This is a genomic window from Oerskovia rustica, assembly GCF_014836555.1.
Classification (GTDB): Bacteria; Actinomycetota; Actinomycetes; order Actinomycetales; family Cellulomonadaceae; genus Oerskovia; species Oerskovia rustica.
The window spans coordinates 36,733-53,275 of the sequence record NZ_JACSQQ010000027.1; the positions used below are offsets into that span (position 1 = coordinate 36,733).

General features: G+C 69.5%; 17 protein-coding genes and 1 tRNA gene. 7 read left to right on the top strand and 11 right to left on the bottom strand.

The annotated features are described in order from the left end of the window. Positions 1–2 precede the first annotated feature (2 nt). Positions 3–449 (top strand): arsenate reductase ArsC, encoded by a 447-nt coding sequence (locus H9652_RS14825; protein WP_191796937.1) that lies wholly within the window; start codon positions 3–5, stop codon positions 447–449. 54 nt (positions 450–503) lie between these two features. Here the strand turns inward: H9652_RS14825 and H9652_RS14830 are convergent, their stop codons facing one another. Further along, the gene (locus H9652_RS14830) at positions 504–1,010 is read right to left on the bottom strand and encodes a GNAT family N-acetyltransferase (RefSeq protein ID WP_056761838.1); all 507 of its coding nucleotides are present in this window, start codon (positions 1,008–1,010) and stop codon (positions 504–506) included. Beyond that, the gene (locus tag H9652_RS14835) at positions 1,007–2,437 is read right to left on the bottom strand and encodes an FAD-dependent oxidoreductase (protein ID WP_056761840.1); all 1,431 of its coding nucleotides are present in this window, start codon (positions 2,435–2,437) and stop codon (positions 1,007–1,009) included. Before H9652_RS14835 ends, H9652_RS14830 begins: the two co-directional genes overlap by 4 nt. A 75-nt stretch (positions 2,438–2,512) precedes the next feature. On the opposite strand from H9652_RS14835, the gene H9652_RS14840 reads away from it, so the two are divergent. The 3 genes from H9652_RS14840 to H9652_RS14850 all read left to right on the top strand — a co-directional run bounded on the left by H9652_RS14840 (position 2,513) and on the right by H9652_RS14850 (position 4,214). Next, entirely contained in the window at positions 2,513–2,896 is a 384-nt protein-coding gene (locus H9652_RS14840; protein WP_404822045.1) for an ArsR/SmtB family transcription factor, read from the top strand. Positions 2,897–2,929: 33 nt separating this feature from the next. Continuing rightward, positions 2,930–3,451, top strand: coding sequence for a hypothetical protein (locus H9652_RS14845; RefSeq protein WP_056761846.1), 522 nt, complete (start codon positions 2,930–2,932; stop codon positions 3,449–3,451). A gap of 187 nt (positions 3,452–3,638) precedes the next feature. Next, positions 3,639–4,214, top strand: coding sequence for a recombinase family protein (locus tag H9652_RS14850; protein WP_056761848.1), 576 nt, complete (start codon positions 3,639–3,641; stop codon positions 4,212–4,214). A gap of 110 nt (positions 4,215–4,324) precedes the next feature. Here H9652_RS14850 and H9652_RS14855 read toward each other — a convergent pair whose 3' ends face one another. From H9652_RS14855 to H9652_RS14865, 3 genes are all read right to left on the bottom strand, one after another. Further along, positions 4,325–4,930 (bottom strand): hypothetical protein, encoded by a 606-nt coding sequence (locus H9652_RS14855; RefSeq protein ID WP_056761851.1) that lies wholly within the window; start codon positions 4,928–4,930, stop codon positions 4,325–4,327. A 409-nt stretch (positions 4,931–5,339) separates the two neighbouring features. Beyond that, positions 5,340–6,437, bottom strand: coding sequence for an NADH:flavin oxidoreductase (locus H9652_RS14860; RefSeq protein ID WP_191796939.1), 1,098 nt, complete (start codon positions 6,435–6,437; stop codon positions 5,340–5,342). A 154-nt stretch (positions 6,438–6,591) separates the two neighbouring features. After that, complete coding sequence (locus tag H9652_RS14865; RefSeq protein WP_056761856.1) at positions 6,592–7,488, bottom strand: helix-turn-helix domain-containing protein; 897 nt, start codon at positions 7,486–7,488, stop codon at positions 6,592–6,594. Positions 7,489–7,643: 155 nt separating this feature from the next. Between H9652_RS14865 and H9652_RS14870 the strand changes: the two genes are divergently transcribed. The 3 genes from H9652_RS14870 (at position 7,644) to H9652_RS14880 (ending at position 10,111) form a co-directional block, all read left to right on the top strand. Further along, a complete protein-coding gene (locus H9652_RS14870; RefSeq protein WP_191796940.1) occupies positions 7,644–8,489 on the top strand; it encodes an SDR family oxidoreductase in 846 nt (281 codons plus the stop codon). Between the two features lie 235 nt (positions 8,490–8,724). Beyond that, the gene (locus H9652_RS14875; RefSeq protein WP_056761861.1) at positions 8,725–9,702 is read left to right on the top strand and encodes an aldo/keto reductase; all 978 of its coding nucleotides are present in this window, start codon (positions 8,725–8,727) and stop codon (positions 9,700–9,702) included. Positions 9,703–9,730: 28 nt separating this feature from the next. Then, on the top strand, positions 9,731–10,111 hold the full coding sequence (locus H9652_RS14880; RefSeq protein ID WP_056761863.1) for a DUF2255 family protein: 381 nt from the start codon (positions 9,731–9,733) through the stop codon (positions 10,109–10,111). 484 nt (positions 10,112–10,595) lie between these two features. On the opposite strand, the gene H9652_RS14885 is transcribed toward H9652_RS14880, so the two are convergent. From H9652_RS14885 to H9652_RS14910, 6 genes are all read right to left on the bottom strand, one after another. After that, positions 10,596–11,303, bottom strand: a complete 708-nt coding sequence (locus H9652_RS14885) for a zeta toxin family protein (RefSeq protein ID WP_056761865.1) — start codon at positions 11,301–11,303, stop codon at positions 10,596–10,598. Between the two features lie 254 nt (positions 11,304–11,557). Beyond that, complete coding sequence (locus tag H9652_RS14890; protein WP_191796941.1) at positions 11,558–12,895, bottom strand: tyrosine-type recombinase/integrase; 1,338 nt, start codon at positions 12,893–12,895, stop codon at positions 11,558–11,560. A 391-nt stretch (positions 12,896–13,286) separates the two neighbouring features. Continuing rightward, positions 13,287–13,363, bottom strand: a tRNA-Pro gene (locus H9652_RS14895). Between the two features lie 335 nt (positions 13,364–13,698). Continuing rightward, a complete protein-coding gene (der, locus tag H9652_RS14900) occupies positions 13,699–15,285 on the bottom strand; it encodes a ribosome biogenesis GTPase Der (RefSeq protein WP_191796942.1) in 1,587 nt (528 codons plus the stop codon). Positions 15,286–15,358: 73 nt separating this feature from the next. Continuing rightward, positions 15,359–16,060 carry a lysophospholipid acyltransferase family protein gene (locus H9652_RS14905; protein WP_191796943.1) on the bottom strand — a complete coding sequence of 234 codons (702 nt, stop codon included), beginning with the start codon at positions 16,058–16,060 and terminating at the stop codon, positions 15,359–15,361. Continuing rightward, on the bottom strand, positions 16,057–16,543 hold a 487-nt coding region (locus H9652_RS14910; protein ID WP_191796944.1), incomplete at its 5' end, for a (d)CMP kinase. The genes H9652_RS14905 and H9652_RS14910, both read right to left, overlap by 4 nt.

Below are 16,543 nucleotides of genomic sequence, written 5' to 3' on the forward strand. Positions count from 1 at the left end.
TCATGACCACCCAGAACACCCCCGCCGACAAGCCGTCCGCCTTGTTCGTCTGCGTCCACAACGCCGGCCGCTCCCAGATGGCCGCCGGGTTCCTGCGCGCCCTGTCCGGCGGGGCCGTGGAGGTCCGCTCGGCCGGGTCCGTGCCCGCCGACCAGATCAACCCCGTCGCCGTCGAAGCCATGCTCGAAGCCGGGATCGACATCCGCACCCAGACCCCCAAGGTCCTGACCACCGAAGCCGTCCAGGCCTCCGACGTCGTGATCACCATGGGCTGCGGCGACGTGTGCCCCATCTTCCCCGGCAAGCGCTACGAGGACTGGAAGCTCGAAGACCCCGCCGGGCAGGGCATCGAGTCCGTGCGCCCCATCCGCGACGAGATCCACACCCGCATCCTGACCCTGCTCACCGAGCTCGGCGTCGAGCCCGTCGAGATCCCCGCCACCGCCTGACCCCAGACGCACCGACGGGCCGGACGCATACGCGTCCGGCCCTTCGTCATGCGTTCACTCGGTGGCCAGAGCCTTCTGCAGCAACGTGGTGCCCAACCAGCGGTCGAACTTGCGGCCCACCCGCTCCAGGCGCCCTGCCGGGGTGAACCCGGCCCGCTGGTGCAGGGCAAGAGAAGCCGCGGTCTCGGCGTCGGCGATCACCGCGACGACCTCCCGCGCCCCAGCGGCCTGGGCGTGATCGAGGACCTCGGCCAGGAGCCGGGTGCCGATCCCTTGGCCGGTGACGGCCGGGTCGAGGTAGATCGTGTCCTCGACCGTGTGCGCGTACGCCGGGCGCGGGCGCCAGGGGCCCACGTAGGCGAACCCGATCAGGCGCCCCTCGAGTTCGGCGATGAGGAACGGCCACCCCGCCGAACCCAAGTCCTCGACCTTCTGCGCCCACACGACCGGCCCAGGCGCGGTCAGTTCGAACGTCACGGTGGAGGTGGTGACGTAGTGGTCGTAGATGCGAGCGAGCCCCGCCGCGTCGGCGGGGCTCGCTGCGCGCAGGTTCAGGCTCACCCGCAGGTGCTCGCCGGCGCCGGCTCGTCGCCGGAGCGCCCGTGGACGACGCCGGTAGCGAACCCGGACCCGGCCGGTGCCCCGACCCCGAGCGTGACGAGCTGGGGCTCGGCGGCTCCTGTGCCGCAGCACGAGCCGCCGACCTCGTCGTCGGTCTCCAGTGCCAGGTCGGTCGAGCACACACCGGTGGCGGGCAGGTTCAGCTGGACCAGGTCCGCCGCGGCCCGGTCGCCCGCGAGAGCGGCGGCGATCGAGCGGACCTGCTCGTACCCGGTGGCGAGCAGGAACGTCGGGGCCCGCCCGTAGGACTTCATCCCGGCCAGGTAGAACCCGTCGTCAGGGTGCTGGAGCAGCTTCTCCCCGTGCGGGGGAACCGTGCCGCACGAGTGGAAGTTCGGGTCGATGAGCTCGGCCAGATGGCGCGGGGACTCCACCACCGGGTCCAGGTCCAGGCGCACCTCACGCAGCATGTCCAGGTCCGGGCGGAACCCAGTCGCGTTCACGATCGCGTGGACGTCCAGGTCCAGCACCTCCTCGCGCGAACGGCCCAGGACCCGCACCGTGTCCTGGCCGGGCACGAGCTGTTCGATCGAGATCCACTTCACCAGGGTCAGCCGGCCCGCCTCCACGGCGGCCTGCAGGCGGGTGCCCAGCAGCCCGCGCGCGGGCAGCTCGTCGTCGGCCCCGCCGCCGAACAGGCGCCGCGCAGAACCGCCCCGGATCGCCCAGGTCACCGTGGTGCCAGGCTCGGACTCCGCGAGCTCGACCAGGGACAGCAACGTGTTCGCCGCCGAGTGCCCCATCCCGACCACCAGCGTGTGCCGGCCGGCGAACCGCTCCCGCTGCGAGCCCAGGACATCAGGCAGGGGGCCGGTGATGAAGCCCTGCGCCTGGTCCTCGCCAACCGCTGGAAGGCCGCTGGTGCCCAGCGGGTTCGAGGTCGTGAACGTCCCGGACGCGTCAATCACCGCACGGGCCAGCACGTCCTCGACGTGCCCGTCCGCACCCACGGTCCGCACCCGGTACGCGCGCCGCTCCCGGCCCAGGGACCGGGTCTTGTCCGCACCGTCACGGGCCACGGCCAGTACACGGGTCCCTGTCCGCAACCGCGAGGCGATCGCCGGGATCGCGGCCAACGGCACCAGGTACTCGTCCACGAGATCGCGCCCCGTGGGCAGCTGGTCCAGGTCCGGGGCCCTCCATCCGGTGGGCTCGAGCAGTCGGCGCGCAGCCTCGTCGATGTCGTAGCGCCACGGCGAGAACAACCGCACGTGTCCCCACGACGCCACCGCCGCGCCCGGCCCGTCGCCCGCCTCGAACACGACCGGCTCCAGGCCCCGCTCCAGCAGGTGGGCGGCCGCGGCCAGCCCCACCGGTCCCCCACCGATCACTACGACCGGAAGTTCCGCACGTACGACTTCGCTCATCACCACTCCTCGCATCGACAACCATCAATGACTCGCATGCTGACAACGTATCCATAAACTTCGATACGTGGCAAGATGGTGTCCATGACCACGACGACGGACCTGCCCCTCGCACCAGCCGGCACGGCTGGCACTGCCTGCTGCGCGCCGCTGGTCCGCCAGGCCGCCGACCCCCAGACCGCGCGCGACCTCGCGCGCACCTTCAAGGCCCTGGCCGACCCCACCCGGGTCCAGCTGCTCTCGATCGTCGCCTCCCACGACGGCGGCGAAGCCTGCGTGTGCGACCTCACCGAGCCCGTCGGCCTCTCCCAGCCGACCGTCAGCCACCACCTCAAGATCCTCGTCGACGCCGGCGTCCTCACCCGCGAGCAGCGCGGACGCTGGGCCTACTACTCCCTGATCCCCGGCGCCCTGACACAGCTCGCGACCACCCTGACCGAGACCACCGCCAGCAGCTGACTCGCACGAGCGCCGCGTCTCCCGGAGGCGGCAATGATCGACATCCCCGGACTACCGGTACCGGACGCGGGCCCCATCTTCGACGTGGCACTGGCCGTTCACATCGCCGCAGGGATCACCGCTGTGCTCGCCGGGCTCTTGGCGATGCTCTCGCACAAGGGCGGGGGGTGGCACATCGGGGCAGGGCGCGTCTTCCTCGGCGGGATCATCGCCCTCTTCGGATCGATGCTCGCCATGGTGGTGATCCGCTGGCCGGCCACGATCCACCTTGCCGCACTGGGAAGCATCGCTTTGGCCGCCGCGCTGCTCGGTTGGCGCAACCGGCGGCGCGGCGCCAGCGACGGTGCGCACATCGCATGGATGGGCCTGGCGTACATCACGATGCTGACCGCGTTCTACGTCGACAACGGACCGCATCTGCCAGTGTGGGAACGACTTCCGGACTGGTCATTCTGGTTGCTGCCAACAGCAATCGGGGCACCACTCACGGTCTGGGCAATCAGGCGCCACCGCCCACACCCATCGACCGATCCGACGACCACCCCTGTTCACTGACCACCGGCCACTCGGCTGCCCCGCTCCTGCCGGAAGCTCCCAAGGTTCTTCGACGTCGCAGAACCGACCGTTTGTCAGGCACCACCACCGCGGCAGCGACACGCCGACAGAACGTGTCGCAGAACTAGTGCCCGAAAACCCCCGGTGTCGCAGAACGCGCCCCGGGGGTTTTCGCTACCGTCACCCCATGGCTCACACCTACGGCTACGCCCGCGTCTCGACGACCGCGCAGAACCTCAACGCCCAGATCGATGCCCTCACCGGGCCCGGTGGCGTCGACGAGCGCGACGTCGTCGTGGAGAAGGCCTCCGGCACCCGCGAGGACCGCCCCGAGCTCGCACGAGTGCTCGCCGGCCTCCGCGAGGGAGACACCCTCGTCGTCACCAAGCTCGACAGGCTCGGCCGCTCCGCCGCACACGTCGCCCGCCTGGTGCGTGACCTCGACGAGCGCGCCGTCATCCTGCGATCGCTCTCCGAGACGCTCGATACCTCGAGCGCGGCTGGGCGCCTCATGGTCCACGTCCTCGCGGCTGTCGCGCAGATGGAAGCCGACCTCGCCCGCGAACGCACCCTCGACGGCCTCGCTGCCGCACGAGCACGCGGCCGCGTCGGCGGCCGTCCTACCGTCATGACGCGCGAGCGTATCGATGCCGCCCGCGTCGCGCTCGCCGGCGGTCAGTCCCGCGCTGCCGTCGCACGAGCTATCGGCGTCTCCCGAGACACCCTCTACCGACACCTGGCCACCCTTGAGCACGGCGCCTAGCTGCTGCATCCCGCCTGTAGTTTCGGTGGCCCTGCGCAGCGCGAGCCCGTCACCGGAGTGCATCGGCCCCAACGCAAGGGGCTGCGCTGGGGCCGATGGTTCCTCGAGGATCAGGCGACGGCGTCACCCGGCGAGAGAAGGTAGCGAAGTCCGGCCACCTCGGCGTTCAGGCCGGGGTCGAGGCGTTCGAGTCGCTTCCGCTCGCTGGTGTGGATCGCGGCACGGGGCAGGTCCACCAGCACCGCGATCATGTCGGGGTAGGCGCGCTCGATCACTCGGAGAGTCCCGTTGAGAGCAAAGTCCTCGAGCGGGGTCTTGTTGCAGTACACCAAGACGACCTCGACACGTCCGTCCGCCCGCTGATCCGCGAACTGCGGGCGCACACGCACTTCCATGGACCCGATCTGGACCGTGGCCGGCGTGATCGGAACCGGAGTGGACGTGGCCCATCGGGGGACCACCGTTTCGGCCCAGGCCCGAGCGATCACCCCGAACGAAGTGCGACGGTCCTCTCGGGCGTTCGCTGCAGCTGCCGTGAGCGCCGCTCCGTCCCGGGTCGTGTTGCGGTCCTTGGTGGCGGCCTGCTTGATGGGCATCCAGTAGTCGAACCCGCCCGCAGAGTCGAGCATCGAGCGGATCAGGGTCCCGCGCTTCAGCGGCGGGGTGTTGAGGTAGTTGGTGATCCCGGTGAGAGTCAGGGAGTCGAGCTTTGCCATAGTGCCTCCGTGGTGCACAAGGCGTCGCGTTGCAAGAATCACAGGCTCCTCAGTGCGCGGACCCCGACAAACTTGTGTGAGGATGAGGCCAAGTTCGAGTTCAGCAGAACGATGGCCACTCACAACGACGCATCCAGTCAGTGGCCGGCAGGGTCCCGGTTGCCGCCGGGACCCATCTTGCCGTTCGGGCCATGTGACCCGAGCTGACGCTTTCGAGTGTAGATCGAGGCACTGACACCTCTCGGCGTGTCGCCGTCCAGATGCTCTGACGCAATGCCAACCGCTTGTCAGGTATCACCGATGGAGATGGCACCAGGAATATCGACGGTTTCGAATACGGGAGCCCGCCAGGTGTCCGTCTGGATTGGTAGCTTCCTCTGTCAGGCGGCCGCAGCCGAGAACACTGGCCCTACGGCGTACCAGGTGTGTGGTCCTCGGATGTGTCGTCCATGACCGTCTCGGGCCAGTTCTCGCGCAGGTATCGGAGGAGGGGGGCGCTGGCTCCGAGCTCGGTCAGTCGAGTTGTGCTCGTGGGTGGTGGTGTCGGGGTCCATGTCGGATCGGCCATGCCCTGGGGCCAGTTCGGGTGGTGGATGGCTGCGTGTCCCAGGGCGACGATGTCTGCACCCTGTGTCAGAGCGAACTTCGCGTCCTGCGGGCTCCATAGCTTTCCCGCGACGACGAGACGGAGCTCGGAGGGGATCGCGGCCCGGATGAGGCGGAGGGGGTGGGTATACGGGGGCTCGGCCGATGTGGCGAGCGCGTTGCGCAGTGACAGGTGCAGGTAGTCGATCCCGTCCTGCGCGATCCAGCCTGCGATGGTCGCCGTCTCTTGGGGAGTGATACCTCGCCGTGGGTCCTCTGCGGAGAGCCGAACGCCGACGGCGAAGTTGGATCCGACCGCGGACCGGACGGTCTGTACGAGCGATCGCAAGAAGCTGGCCCGGGCGTTCAAGTCTCCGCCCCACTGGTCTGTGCGGGTGTTCTCCGTCGGGCTGATGAACTGTGCGGGGAGGTAGCCGTGTGCGGCATGGATCTCGATTCCCTGCAGGCCTGCTGCCTGTACGCGGAGCGCTGCGAAGCGGTGCGCGTCGATGAGGTGCTCGATGTCGCGGTCTGTCGCTGACCGCCAGCTGCTTCCTGGTGATGCAGAGATTCCTTGTGTGTGCGCGATCTCGGGAGTGAAGCGAGAACCGCCGTGGATGAGCTGCACGATGCCGGGTGTGCTTGTCGGGGCCAGGGCTGTGGCGAGCCGTGCAAGCGGCGCGATGTGGTCGTCGGAGTAGACGCCAGCCTGTCCCTCCCAGACTCTGCCCTCTGGCGAGACCGCGTAGCCGCCGGTGATGATGGTGCCGAAGCCGCCTACGGCTCGGCGAGCGAGCCAGGCGATCTCGACGTCGCTAAGCCTTCCGTCGGAGTGGCTCTGCTTGTTGGTCATCGGGGCCAGTGCAATGCGGTTGGCCGATCGGAACGCGCCCCAAGAGATGGGCGCTGCGAGGTCTGTCATAGTGCGGTTGTTCTCCTGGAGTTCGTCAGGGTTGGGCAGGCTTGGGCGCACCCGGCCGGGGTGCGCGCACACCTAACCCCAGGGGTGCGTGGCTCGCCGTGCGCTTGGAACTCGCTGTCGGCGTGAGCGGATTGTGAGCCCGCCCTCGATATGGCTACGGGCCTTCGCGCGGTTCTGCTGTTGTCGTGGCGGTTTCGCGGTGGGTGACTGACCAGCTCGCGAGCATGGTCAGTGCGTCGGCGGTGGTGCTGGTTGGGGGTGCGCTGTAGGCGATGAGTTGGAGGCCGGGGCTTGAGGCGAGAGCCATCGCCTCGTAGTTGAGGTCGAGGTCACCGACGACCGGGTGGGTAATGCTCTTGATCCCGGTGCTGTGCTGTCGGACGTCGTGTGATGCCCAGAGGGCTCGGAAAGTCTCGTTCTTGACCGAGAGCTCGCCCACGAGGTCGCTGAGGACGCGGTCGTGGGGGGACCGTCCTGCTTCAGAGCGCAGGAGCGCGACGGTCTGCGCGGCGGCCTCGTCCCAGTCGCGGTAGAAGTCCAGGGCCCGGGGTTCGAGGAAGACGAAACGGCCGAAGTTTGCGGGGCGCTGGGGCTGGACGTAGAGCTCGGAGAACACTGCTCGGCCGAGTGCGTTGGTGGCGAGCAGGTCGAGCCGGCCGTTCTGGACGAACGCCGGGACGTCTCGCATGGCGTCCAGGAGCTGTTGGACGGACTGCGGGACCTTCTCCGCGCGTGACGGGCCGCGCCTGCGGCGGGGGTGTGCGCCGTCGTTCGCGGCTCGCACGAGGTCATAGAGGTGGCTACGTTCAGCATCGTCGAGGTCGAGGGCCCGGCTGATGCCGTCGAGGACCGACTCTGAGACTCCCTTGGCGTTCCCGCGCTCGAGGCGGACGTAGTACTCCACGCTCATCCCGGCCAACAGCGCCACCTCTTCGCGGCGCAACCCCGGAACACGGCGCCGACCGCCGAAATCGGGGAGCCCGGCCTCGGCGGGCGTGCGCCGGGCGCGCCTGGACGTCAGGAACTCGCGGATGTCGGCGGAGGTGTCCATGCACCGAACCTACGACAGGAATCCGCGCCTAGGGGGGTACTGCCATTAACCGTATAGGTGGGGTCTGCCTGGCCCCCAGGAGATGTTCTTGACTGGATCTCATCACACCACCGAGACCGGCGAACAAGGCCGATCCGCACCCTGGAGGAGATCACATGAGCACGCAGAGTTCCGTCTGGTTCATCACCGGTGCCGGCCGCGGCATGGGTATCGACATCGCCCAGGCTGCCCTGGCCGCTGGGCATTCTGTAGTGGCCACCGGGCGCGACGCGAGCCGTGTGCTCGCCGCGATCGGCGAGCACGAGAACCTGCTGACCGTCTCGCTCGACATCACCGACCCAGCCGCGGCTGAGGCCGCCACGGCAGCAGCGGTCGAGCGCTTCGGGCGCATCGATGTGCTGGTCAACAACGCCGGCAACTTCTACGCCGGGTACTTCGAGAACATCAGCGACGCCCAGTTGCGCGCTCAGATGGAGACCAACTTCTTCGGTCCCCTCAACGTCACCCGCGCCGTGCTGCCTGTCATGCGCCGCCAGCGCTCAGGCCAGGTCATCACCGTCACCTCGATGGCTGGCCTCATCGGCCAGGAGTTCTGCGCTGCCTACGCCGCCTCGAAGTTCGCCCTCGAGGGCTGGATGGAGTCGCTGCGCTTCGACCTTGAGCCCTTCGGCATCAAGACGATGGCCGTCGAGCCCGGCTTCTTCCGCACCGAGCTCCTGGTCGAGGGCTCATCGACCATCTGGCCCGAGCTCGAGATCGAGGACTACGCCGAGCGCACCGCCACGACCATCGAGGCCTGGAAGGCCATGAACGGCCAGCAGGGCGGCGACCCCAAGAAGCTCGCCCAGGCTCTCGTGATCCTCTCCGACTCCGGCGACCTGCCGCTGCGCTTCATCGCCGGCGCCGACGGCATGGCCAGCGAGGAGCAGAAGCTCGCCACCATCCAGTCCCAGATCGACGCCCACCGCGAGCTCTCGGCATCCCTCACCTACGACGCCTGAGCGCCCCTGCTGGTCGCGTCCAACCCCGCGGCGGGCGCGACCAGCACCCCGCACTGACGCCTGCCCTCGGACGTCGCCGACGGCGTTGCGTTCATGGTCACCCGATCCAGCCGCACATCGATCGGCGAGCTGTGGATCGTACCCACCGACCAGGCCTGATCACACGCCCCTTCGGACGCCCCACCCGTGGCGACAGGACCCACCACGACCTCACACGACTGAGAGAAGTCCCCTGATGAAGAATGCACACCTGGCAGACCTCGAGGTCTCCCGAATCGGTCTGGGTGCCATGACCATGGCCGGTACCTACACCTCCGAGGGCGCCTTGGATGATGCCGAGTCGATCCGCACCATCCACCGCGCCCTCGATCTCGGCGTTACGCACATCGACACGGCCGAGATCTACGGGCCGTTCCTCAGCGAGGAGATCGTCGGCCGTGCGATCGCCGGCCGTCGCGACGAGGTCGTCCTCGCCACGAAGTTCGGCCTGTTCTCCCATGCGGCAGGTGGGCGCAATGCAAACAGCAGCCCGCAGAACATCCGTATCGCCGTCGAAGGCTCCCTCCAGCGTCTTGGCACTGATCACATCGACCTGTACTACCAGCACCGCGTCGACCGCAGCACCCCGATCGAAGAGACCGCAGGCGCCGTCGCCGAGCTGATCGCCGAAGGTAAGGTCCTGCACTTCGGGCTCTCGGAGGCTTCACCGGAAACCATCCGCCGCGCCCACGCCATTCAGCCCGTCACTGCACTGCAGACCGAGTACTCCCTCTGGACCCGTGACGTGGAGGCCGAGATCCTCCCTCTCTTGCGCGAGCTCAGCATCGGCCTGGTGCCCTACTCCCCGCTCGGCCACGGCCTGCTCACCGGCCAGATCCGCACTGTCGACGACTTCGCCGATGACGACTGGCGCAAGACCAACCCGCGATTCACCGGGGAGAACTTCCGCCGCAACCTCGCTCTCGTCGATGAGGTGAAGGCCATCGGTGCTGAGATCGACGCGACGCCCGCGCAGACCGCACTGGCATGGCTGCTCACCCGCGGCGAGGACATCGCCCCCATCCCGGGAACTCGCCGCGTGAACCGCGTCGAGGAGAACACCGCAGCCGACAGCATCGAACTCACCACCGACCAGATCCACCGCCTCGACACCCTGCAGCCCGCCGCTGGCGCACGACACGACGACGCCAACATGGCCTCGATCGACCTCTGACCACCGCACCACCCGAGAGAGAGACACCATGACCGCCTGGACCACAGACCAGCTCCGCACGATCATCGAACACGAAGACCTCTTCGTCTCCCCGTTCCGCGAAGACGGGGTCACCTACGGCACCCCCACCCAGACCTGGGCCCTGGTCGTGGACGGCAAGGTCTACGTCCGCGCAGCCAACGGCAAAGACTCACGCTGGTACCAGGCCGCGATCACTCAGAAGGCCGGGCGCGTGCGCGTGGACGGCGTCGACTACGAGGTCACCTTCGAAGACGCCGGCAGCGACGACGAGGCCGCGATCGACGCTGCCTACGAGGCCAAGTACGGCAGCGCCGAAGAGAGCTTCGCCGTGCCGATCATGCAGGGCGAAGGCCCCAAGGGCGCTTCAGTCCGCGTCTCGCCCCGCTGACCAGCCCGCAGCACCACCACAGCGCTGGCGCTGGGACCACGACACGGAGGCTGTCGGTCTCAGCAGCCGGGGCACCGCTCGGCGCATCCGAGCACCGTGTGCCGTTCCGAAGCGCGAGGAATACTGAAGGTCTCGAATATGGGATCCCGCCAGGTGCGCGGCCCGACGTCCCGGTCGAGGAAGCCCAGCCGCCGACGCGACCGCCCGTCGACGGGGACTGAGACAGCTCAGGTGTTCAAGGTAGGCAACGAAGCCAAGTCAGGTGTTCAAAGTCTGGCCTCAACCAAGTCCGCTCCGCCCGCGGCAGCCGCCTCACACGCGCCCAACGCTCCCGGATGCGATGAGGTTCGGTCGCGTCGCTCAGCCTTGGTCCTCGTGGGTTGCTGGGCGTCGCCAAGCGCTACGATCCCCCTGACGACGCCCCGGCTGCTCCCCCTGCCTGCCGGGGCGTCGTCGCGTCCCGGGACGGGCGGGGATCGCTCGTCTACTCGCGTTCGGTCTGCGGGCCTCGCGCGCCGCCTCGGTGCGGGGTTGGCCGGGTGCTGGTGCCGAAGCTCGTGGCGCTGCGGGTGCGCGCGGTGATGAGGCTGTGGTCGACGAGGTCTCCCCCGCGTTGGAAGCGTCCCTTGTCGGTCTCCACGCGCATGGGCGTGTTCTCGGCCTCTGTCCAGAAGCGGCGGTAGCGGACTACGGCCGGGCACGAGGTGGCGAGGGCGGCCGCGGACTCCTGGGAGCGGGAGCGCCCGTCGGGGCCGTTGAAGACGTCGCGGGCGTAGATGCTCGGGACCCAGCGGCCGCCGAGCCCGTCGCCGGTCACGACGGCGCCCTCGTAGGACTGGCGCCAGCGCTGGGCGATGCGGGCCTGGGAGAGCTCGTAGGGCACCTCGACGTCCACGACCTCGACCTCGTACCCCACGGCCGCCAACTTCTCACCGAGCTCGACCGCGGGTGCCGGCTTGGACAGCACGGAGTCGATCACAACGTTGGTCCCCTCTCGCAGGGCCTCGTCGCGCAGCACGCGCGCCAGGTGCGAGGACTCCTCGTGCACGAGGGCAGCGAGGTCGAGGGGGAAGAACGGCTCGCCGGCTTCCTCGCGCTCACGCACGCCGTCGGGCTTGAGGAAGTTCTCATAGCTGCCGTCGGCCAGGGCCTCGCGCAGCGGCTTCGGGCGAGCCCGCTCGACCCAACCCAAGCGCACACGGCGCTGCTGACGATCGCTCGTCTACCCGCGTTCGGTCTGGGGCCTCGCGCGGCACCTCGGTGCGGTACCCGACGGGTGCTGGCGCTGAAGCTCGAGACGCTGCGGGTGGGGGCGGCGATGAGGCAGTGGTCAGCGAGGTCTCCCCCTCGCAGGAAGCGTCCCTTGTCGGCCACGCGCATGGGCACGTTTCTCGGCCTCGGTACAGAAGTGGCGGTAGCGAACCACGGCCGGGCACGAGGCAGCGGTCAGGCATCATCTTTCGGTGGATCAGCCTGTTCGACGATGTCCTGCAGTACGCCGAGAACGTCCGGGGCGGTGTGCACGCCTTCGATGTAGTAATTCGCTGTAACAGCTTCGGTGTTCCCCAGGACAGCGGCGGCGGTGGCGACCTCGTACCCACCCGCCCGGAGGGCGGTGGCGACGGTGGCTCGCAGCGTGTGCGGGTGCAGTGACCTCGGGTCGATCCCAGCTGCTTCGAGCGCTTGCTTCAGGGAGCGTCGTGCGTTCTGAGTCTGCCAGTGGGTACCGACTCTGGTCCTGAACACTGGGTCATCCGGGTCGGCGTTGTCGGGCCGCAGAAGCCGTAGCGATTCGACGGTGAACGGCGGAACGGTGATGCTGCGCATTCCGCGCTCGGACTTCGTGACCTCCTGGCGAACCGACTGGTAGCCAACCTGTACCATGGTCGCCACCACCGTCACTGTCGACCGCTCCCCCGGCCCTGTCGCAAGGTGCACGTTCCCCCACCGCAATGCGAGTGCCTCCCCGATTCGCATCCCGGATCCAAGGAGCAGATCGACCAGCACGGCCAGATTGAGGGACGGGGCGGGCCCGAGACGCCTCGCCGAGTCAGCACGCCATCGGCGCGCGGCGTCCCGGAGAGCGTGGATCTCGTCCGTGGACAACGCCCTGGGCTGGCTCCTTCTCTTGGGTGGGACAGTGGTTCGCTCGGCAACGTTCACACCCTCGATCGCACCCATGCGGATCGCGTAGTCCAGGATCCGCTTGACGAGGGACCTGCACTTGCGGCGCTTGTCATTCAGGGAATGTTCCGCACCGTCGGCACCACGGATGGACGCCAACCACTGTTCCAGCAGCGGAGTGGTCAGGTCACGCAACCTGAGTTGCCCGATGACGGGCACCACGTCGACACGCAGCAGCCGTAGGTCCTGCTCCACTGTCTGAACCCGCACCCGTCCACCAGGGGCGTGAGCCTCCTCCATGCGCAAGGTGACCCACAGGCGGGCCACCGTCTCGAACAATGTGTTCGCAGTCAGGTCTGTGACGCTGTCCGCGCGTCCGCTGTTGGAGTAGAACTTCCTCGCCCACGCGGTGATCGCGGTGGCCGGCGAGTCTTCGGTTACCTGGATGCGACGCACTATCCCGTCGCCATCGCTTCCACGGGCATCGACCCTCCAGCGCCCGTTCGCGGTCTTCTTCGGGACCAGGGCGCCGTGCGTGCCGGGTAAACGCTGAGGTCTTCCACCATTGTGCATCATGACGACCGCCGGATCAGGTCCAGCGGTCGATCGCCGCCAGACATCGAAACGAATGTGGGCTCCATCGTGGCCGAGTACGACCATGTCTGGCCGTCGTCCTGCCGGTACCGCAACCTACTCCCGACACGTGGAGCACGCGGACTCGCCCTGGATGCGTGGAAGGGGTGGCTGGCACGGCGGGCCGAGCCCTGGTGGGCGGCGAGGTCGCTCACGGTCAACAGACGGTTGCTACGGGCCATGCCGTCTCTATGCGGCGGCCCGATGGCTCCCATCACCGCGTGTCGCCACGAGCGAGCGCAGGGACCGTCGGCCTCGCACTGGATGCCGCACCGTGCGGAGAGCCGCACGTCCAAGTTTGTGGAGACGTCGCCGCCGTCCTAGCACTGCTATGACGTGACGCCATGTGCCATTTGTGGAAGCTTCCAACGACGAAGCCCAGGTCGGGAGGTGAAAAACACCTCCTGACCTGGGCTTTTGGTCGGGCTGACAGGATTTGAACCTGCGACCCCTTGACCCCCAGTCAAGTGCGCTACCAAGCTGCGCCACAGCCCGTGAGCCCCGGAGGGCTTCACCAGCCCTTCAGGGCCGAGAGAAACAATACCCCACTTTGGGCGTGCTCCGTGCATCGTCGCTGGTGAGTGGCACGGGTCACGCGCGTCCGGGGAGTCCTCGGCTGCGTCACAGGCCATGTCGAGGCCATGCCCAGCGCGCCACCAGTGCCCCACCAGGACGCCGTCAGCCCCCACCCGGTCCCAGCACTCCCCCAGCGCGCCCCACAAACGCCCAGGAGGGCCGCACGCGCCTTCCGGCACGCACGGCCCTCCCGTGGGGTCTCTCGACGCCTCACACGCCCCGCTGGAGCCCCACGGGCCCCGGCAGGAGGTGCGTCAGCGCTTGCGCTTCTCGCGCACGCGCACCGAGATCTCGATGGGCGTGCCCTCGAAGCCGAAGGTCTCGCGCAGGCGACGCTCGATGAAGCGGCGGTAGCCGGCCTCGAGGAAGCCGGTCGCGAAGATCACGAAGCGCGGCGGGCGCGTGGACGCCTGGGTCGCGAACAGGATGCGGGGCTGCTTGCCGCCGCGCAGCGGGTGCGGGTGGGCCGCGACGAGCTCGCCCAGGAACGCGTTGAGGCGCCCGGTGGGGATGCGCTTGTCCCAGGACTCGAGCGAGCGCTCGAGCGCGGGCACGAGGCGGTCGGTGTGCCAGCCGGTGCGGGCCGAGACGTTGACGCGCGGTGCCCACTGGATCTGGACGAGGTCCTTCTCGATCTCGCGCTCCAGGAAGGGGCGACGGTCCTCGTCCATGAGGTCCCACTTGTTGTAGGCGATGACGAGGGCGCGCCCGGCGTCGACGACCTGGGAGATGACGCGCGTGTCCTGCTCGGTGAGCGGGACGGACGCGTCGACGAGCACGACGGCGACCTCGGCCTTCTCGATCGCGGCCTGGGTGCGCAGCGAGGCGTAGAAGTCGGCGCCCTTGGTCTGGTGCACGCGGCGGCGGATGCCGGCGGTGTCGACGAACCACCACGGGATGCCCTTGAGGAGCACGAGCTCGTCGACGGGGTCGCGCGTGGTGCCGGCGACGGAGTCGACGACGACGCGGTCGGCGCCAGCGACCTTGTTCAGGAGCGAGGACTTGCCGACGTTGGGGCGGCCGACGAGCGCGACGCGGCGGGGGCCGGACGGCAGGACGACGGCGTGCTCGGAGACGAGCGGCAGCGCCTCCATGGCGGCGTCGAGCAGGTCACCCGTGCCGCGGCCGTGCAGGGCGGAGACGGGGTGCGGCTCGCCGAGACCCAGGCTCCAGAGCTCGGTCGCGTCGGCCTCGCCGCGTGCGCCGTCGACCTTGTTGGCGCACAGCACGACGGGCTTGCCGGACTTGCGGAGCAGCTTCACGACGCGCTCGTCGGTGGCCGTGGGGCCCACCGTCGCGTCGACGACGAACACGACGGCGTCCGAGAGCGCGATGGCGACCTCGGCCTGCTCGGCGACGCGCGCCTCGATGCCGGCGACGTCGACCTCCCAGCCGCCCGTGTCGACGAGCGTGAACTGGCGTCCGGCCCACTCGGCCGGGTAGGAGACGCGGTCGCGCGTGACGCCGGGCTTGTCCTCGGTCACGGCCTCGCGGCGGCCGAGGATGCGGTTGACGAGCGTCGACTTGCCCACGTTGGGGCGGCCGACGATCGCGAGGACCGGCAGCGGCGCCTCGGGCTCGAGGTTCCCGTCCTCGTCGTACTCGCCGGACAGGAGCGCCATGTCCTCGTCGGCGAGCTCGTAGTCCTCGAGGCCGGCGCGCAGGGCGCGCTCGCGGCTCTCGTCGTCCTGCTCGTCACCTTCGGCGGCGAGCAGTGGTTCGGTGGTGTCCTCGGGCTGCCCGACGACGTCGCTCGCCTGGTCGATCGTCTCACCGGGGGTCTGCGACACCTCGTCGAGGGATGCCTGGGCATCGGGCTGTGCGTGGTCGGGTGTGGTCATGGCGACCATTCTCCCAGCAACCGGGCAGTTCTCCGAACGAGGACCGTGCGCGACACGCCCGGAGTGCACGACGTCACTGCGCGGGGCGTCCTCCGGGGACGAGGCGCTCGGGTCCGTCGACCGGCAGCGCGATGCCCGAGCGGTCCACGGCGCCGGTCACGAGCGTCGCGAGCGCGGCCCGGATCTGCTCGTTCGCGGCGTCGAGGGCGGCCTTGCCGCGCACGCCGTCGGCCGTCGAGACGACGACCGGCGTGCCGAACTCGACGTACAGGCGGCGACGGAACCCGGGGACGCGGTTGACGCCGTCGCCGGTGCGGCGCGTGCCGAGCACCGCGACGGGGACCACGGGCGCGTGGCCGTTGAGCGCGAGCCAGGCCACGCCGGCGCGCGCGGACGTGGCGTCGCCGCGCCCGCGGTTGCCCTCGGGGAACACGCCCACTCCTCCGTCGCGCCGCAGGACCGCGAGCGCCGTCACGAGGGCCGATCGTCCGCCGCGGCGGTCGACGGGGATCTGCCCGGCCGCGTGCAGGATCCATCCGATCGGCCCGACGAACATCTCCTCCTTGACGAGGACGTGCAGGGGCCGGGGGGCGACGCCCAGCACGAGGGGTCCGTCGACGAGGCCCGTGTGGTTGGCGGCGAGCAGGACGGGTCCGGTGGCGGGGACGTGCTCGGCCCCGACCACGTGGGTGTCCCAGATCACGCGCGCGAGGAAGCGCCCCACCCACCGGGACCAGGCGGGCCCGGTGGGAGAGGGGACGTGCGGGGTGCTCACCGAGCGGTCCCCTCGCCCCCCGCGGCGGTGGTGGCCGTGGCGTGCTCGACGACGTCGCGCACGGCCTGAACGGTCTGCTCGAAGTCGAGGTCGGACGAGTCGACCGTCACGACGCCGTCGGCCGCGACGTGGAACTGCGAGACGGTCGAGTCGTCGCGGTCGCGGCGCAGCACCTGGTCCTTGGTGGCCTCGACCGCGGCCGCGTCGGCGGCGCCGTGCACCTCGAGCGAGCGGCGGGCCAGGCGCGCCTCCTCGCTCGCGGTGAGCAGAATGCGCACGTCGGCGTCGGGCGCGACGACGGTCGTGATGTCGCGCCCCTCGGCGACGATGCCGCGCCCCCCGGAGAAGCTCGTGTCGGCGCTCTCCGAGGGCGTCGACGACGTCGACGCCGGGGACGACTCTGCCGCGATGATGACGCGCTGCAGGCGGCGCAGCTCGGCGCGGACCGCGAGGTTCGTGGCCACGGCGCTCACGGCCGTGGAG